Genomic DNA, 4,354 nt, shown 5'->3' on the forward strand with positions numbered 1-4,354 from the left:
ATAATGTTGCTCCAAAAATTAATGGCGATGGCGGACAAACGCGCGATTTTACCTTTATAGACAATGTTGTTCAGGCTAATGTGAAAGGTATGTTTGTCTCAAAAGAAGCTGGTAACCAAGTGTATAATGTAGCTTGTGGTGAGCGTATCGATATTAATTATTTATGGGATTCCTTAAAAGCAGCGGCCAATTCTCAACTGGAGGCGCAATATGGACCAGAACGTCAGGGCGATGTGCGCGATTCGTTGGCCGATATTTCAAAAGCCCATGAATTATTAAACTATAGCCCAAGATATACCGTTCGTGAAGGTTTGAAGATTACTTGGGATGCTTTTAGTTAATATTCAGTTTTGTTCAAATGATGCATTAAGTTTTCAGAAACATATATTTTCCAATAATTGAAATGGATTCAAAAGTCAACACAACGTATAAATAATGGTAGTGTTGACTTTTTTATGAGATTTAAAATCAATTTTATGATTTTTTAAAAATATAATTCTAGGTGTTTTTATATTTTCGTTTCTGATAGCGATGCAGTAATGCGGGCGAATTACCTCAATTTGTAAGAAGAATCTCTTAATAAAATATTTCATGTCAATTCATAATTAATCGATGCTATGACAAATTTTTTAATCACGGGTGGTGCAGGCCATATTGGGAGCTCATTAGCTGAACGATTAATTGAAAATGAAATCTATAGAGTGGTTATTATTGATAATTTATCTACCGGACATATTGATAAATTACCACAAAGTGCTCGTCTCACTTTTATAAAAGGTGATGTGAATGTGTATGAGGACTTAGCCCATGTTTTTGATCAATTTAAGTTTGATTATGTATTTCATTTTGCCGCGGTAGTTGGTGTAAAGCGTACTTTAGAACATCCTATTGGTGTGTTGGAGGATATCGATGGCATCAAAAATATATTGTCACTTTCAAAAAGCTCGGGTGTTAAGCGGGTGTTCTTTTCGAGTTCTTCTGAAGTTTATGGCGAACCTTTTGAAATTCCACAGAATGAAAATACCACGCCACTAAATTCACGCTTGCCTTATGCCATCGTAAAAAATGTGGGGGAAGCTTTTTTCAGATCCTATCAAAAAGAATATGGTTTGCCCTATACCATTTTTCGGTTTTTCAATACCTATGGACCGCATCAAAGTGAAGATTTTGTAGTGCCCAAGTTTTTAAAAGCTGCACTGTCCGGACTACCTCTTTATATTTATGGCGATGGCACACAAACCCGATCGTTTTGTTATATCGATGATACTATTGAAACCTGTATCAAGGCATTGCATGACAATCATGAAAATACCATTTTAAATGTGGGCAATGATCGTGAAATGACAATTTTAGAACTCGCCAATGAAATCCTTGCGATATCCGGTTCTGCTTCAGAAATTATCCATTTGCCAGCTTTGGAAGAAGGCGATATGCACCGGCGCTGTCCTGATGTGACTCGAATGAAAGCCGTTTTGCAACGGGAATTAACTTCGTTGGATGAGGGTTTGCGAAAAATGATAGCCTATTATAATTCCTAACAAAACTTTGATCATGCTATGATATGCGTGAGTATTGTCAATCCACTTTTTTTATACACAATAGTTGCTTGTTATGGTATTGACTTAAAAATAAATCACGCTTTCTTTTTAGATAATCTGTAGCCAATTGCTACAAAAAATACAGTGCAAACCATCACAATCATGGTGGCTAGCAAGGCGTTTTTTGAAAACAAGGATACAAATGCGCTTGCCAAAAAGCAAGCTCCTAATTGTAAGGTGTTTTGTAGTGCGGATGCTTTTCCGGAGTTGTTTTTAAAAGGTTGTAAGGCCTGGGTCACTACAATGGGATAGGTGGCGCCATTGGTGAAAGCCATGAGGCAAAACGGGATCAACAATAGTGTTAATGTTGGCACGGTCAATACGGCAATCAGAAGCAAAGCCACCATACTTATGGAGTATGTGATTAATAGATATGGTAATATACGTTTACCGTCCACTCGGTTGCTTATCAATCGATAGCCATAGCCTCCTATAATAAAAGCAATGGTCTGGGGAACAAAACTCCAGCCAATGGCCGCTTCATCATATCCTAATTCTTTTAAGAAAAACGGTGCTCCCGTTAGCCATGCAAAAAAACCTGCAGAACAAAAGGCATAAATTATGACATTGCCCAAGTAGTTCTTGTATTTAAAAAAAGATATATAAGAAATGGTGTCAATTGCAGTTTGGTTTTTTCTATTTGTAGGATTTTCATTTGATTTTAAGGTGAACGTATAAGCAATCAAAATGGTGGCAAGCAGTGCCAGAAACAAAAAGATATATTTCCATCCCCAATGCTGCAGGATATAAACGCCCAACAAGGGAGCCAATGCCGGTGATAATGCTACTAATGGCATGATGGATGCAAAAATATTTTTAACTTTATTTTCGGGATAATGATCAATAATCAGAGCTTGCCAACTCACGGCAGCCGCACAAGCGCCAATTGCTTGTAGCATTCTTAAGATTAAAAAAATAACGATATTTTGAGTAAAAAAGATGCCGATAGAGGTTATTGTAAACACTCCAAGACCAATGGTAATTGCTAAGGGTTTGCCATACCGATCTGAAATAGGGCCCCATAATAGTTGTGCAATGGCAAAGCCTCCCAAAAACAAGGTCAAGCTCGCAGCAATATTCTGTTTGGAAGTATCCAAATCCATACGCATTTGATCAAAAGCAGGTAAATACATATCGGTTGCCAAAAATCCGATAATGCTTAATAGGGCAAGATAAATGACAAAATGAAATCGATTTTTGGTCGGCATGATTAATTTATTTAAGAGTGCAAAAGTACAAAACCCACCTTAGCCATAAGGTCATTACATAGACATTTTGCCGAGTGGAAGTTTTGATTAAAAGCAACTATGAGTTTTTATAAATTTACTTTTAGAGGCTTTTTGAAAATTACAGCTTTATTTTTATAGCTATTTTCAGGAACAGCTAGACGTTAGACTTCATTTACGGAGAAACAAATGGGATAAAACAATATTTATGGGCATGATTTCACTTTTCATCAGAATTGTTATCTTAGCTCAATTCAAAAACTACTATGGCACTGGGTTCAAAAGATGATGACGCTTGGTTATATACCATTTCTTCCAAAAGCAAACTGATTGATCTTAATTTCAAGGAGATTTGGCGCTATCGTGATTTGTTGCTGTTGCTGGTTAAGCGCGATATTGTCACGGTTTATAAACAAACCATTTTAGGACCGCTGTGGTATATCATTCAGCCGCTATTTACTTCGGTAATTTTTACCTTGATTTTTAATAATTTAGGAAATATAAGTACTGGTGGCATTCCACCGTTTTTGTTTAACCTTGCAGGTATTACCGCCTGGAATTATTTCAATAATTGTTTGACCGGAACAAGTGATACGTTTAAAAAGAATGAAAATATCTTTGGAAAGGTTTATTTTCCAAGGGTTATTATGCCCATGTCAGTCACCATTTCCAATTTATTAAAGTTTTTTATACAACTCGGTATTTTTACTGGTTTTTATATCTTTTACTTAAGTACGGGAAGTGCCCTATCGGTGAATATGAATTTGCTGTTATTCCCAATTTATATGTTAATGATGGCGATGCTTGGACTTGGACTGGGGATGATTTTGTCGTCCATGACCACCAAATATCGCGATATGACGGTGGTGGTCGGTTTTGGGGTTAATTTGTTGATGTACATGTCCGCAGTGCCATATCCTTTATCCGAAGCACGTACAAAATTCCCCGAATGGGTTGCTAAATTTGTGGAGTATAATCCCTTAACGCAGATCATTGAGGGCTTTAGGTTCATGCTTCTCAATACGGGAACCTTCAGTTGGTTCGGTTTGGGATATACGTTGCTTTTAAGTATTATTATATTTTTAATTGGCATTGTTATTTTTAATAAAACGGAAAAGACGTTTATTGATACCGTTTAGAGGGTGGTTTTTAGTGGGTAGAGTGTGTAGAGAGGAAAGAAAATAGAATATAGAAAATAGACGAAGAACTAATTAGATTTAATAAGTAAAAATAGGAATGTATAACTTCAATTTAGATTTTAGAAAACCGTCTTATGTCTTACATCTTATGTCAACTTGGAAACAAGAAAATTTAATATAGAACCTAGAGTTTAGACAAGAGGAATTAATAAGTAAAAATAGGAATATGGTGCTCCGTTTTAGACTTTTAAAAACCATCCTATGTCTTACGTCATTTGATCTTAAGTCAATTTAGAAACTAGAAACTAGAAACCAAAAAATTCCCATGAGCAACATCATCTTAAAAGCCGAAAACATTAGCAAGCAATACCGATTGGGTACGGTGGGCACG

4 protein-coding genes are annotated in these 4,354 nt (G+C 36.1%); 3 read left to right on the forward strand and 1 reads right to left on the reverse strand.

Annotated features, from left to right (window positions below; all coding sequences use genetic code 11):
• The coding region (locus VNJ50_RS02930; protein WP_325578897.1) for a GDP-mannose 4,6-dehydratase at positions 1-341 on the forward strand (341 nt) is incomplete at its 5' end.
• A gap of 276 nt (positions 342-617) precedes the next feature.
• On the forward strand, positions 618-1,538 hold the full coding sequence (locus tag VNJ50_RS02935) for an NAD-dependent epimerase/dehydratase family protein (protein WP_325578899.1): 921 nt from the start codon (positions 618-620) through the stop codon (positions 1,536-1,538).
• Between the two features lie 95 nt (positions 1,539-1,633).
• Here VNJ50_RS02935 and punC read toward each other — a convergent pair whose 3' ends face one another.
• On the reverse strand, positions 1,634-2,806 hold the full coding sequence (gene punC / locus VNJ50_RS02940) for a purine nucleoside transporter PunC (RefSeq protein WP_325578901.1): 1,173 nt from the start codon (positions 2,804-2,806) through the stop codon (positions 1,634-1,636).
• Positions 2,807-3,090: 284 nt separating this feature from the next.
• Between punC and VNJ50_RS02945 the strand changes: the two genes are divergently transcribed.
• Entirely contained in the window at positions 3,091-3,963 is an 873-nt protein-coding gene (locus tag VNJ50_RS02945) for an ABC transporter permease (RefSeq protein WP_325578903.1), read from the forward strand.
• Positions 3,964-4,354: the final 391 nt, after the last annotated feature.

It is taken from the genome of Gelidibacter sp. (genome assembly GCF_035577925.1).
GTDB lineage: Bacteria > Bacteroidota > Bacteroidia > Flavobacteriales > Flavobacteriaceae > Gelidibacter.

Excerpts from the sequence above, each read along its gene's own strand:
- VNJ50_RS02935 (WP_325578899.1), top strand. The coding sequence starts at position 618 with ATGACAAATTTTTTAATCACGGGTGGTGCAGGCCATATTGGGAGCTCA.
- punC (WP_325578901.1), bottom strand. The coding sequence starts at position 2,806 with ATGCCGACCAAAAATCGATTTCATTTTGTCATTTATCTTGCCCTATTA.
- VNJ50_RS02945 (WP_325578903.1), top strand. The coding sequence starts at position 3,091 with ATGGCACTGGGTTCAAAAGATGATGACGCTTGGTTATATACCATTTCT.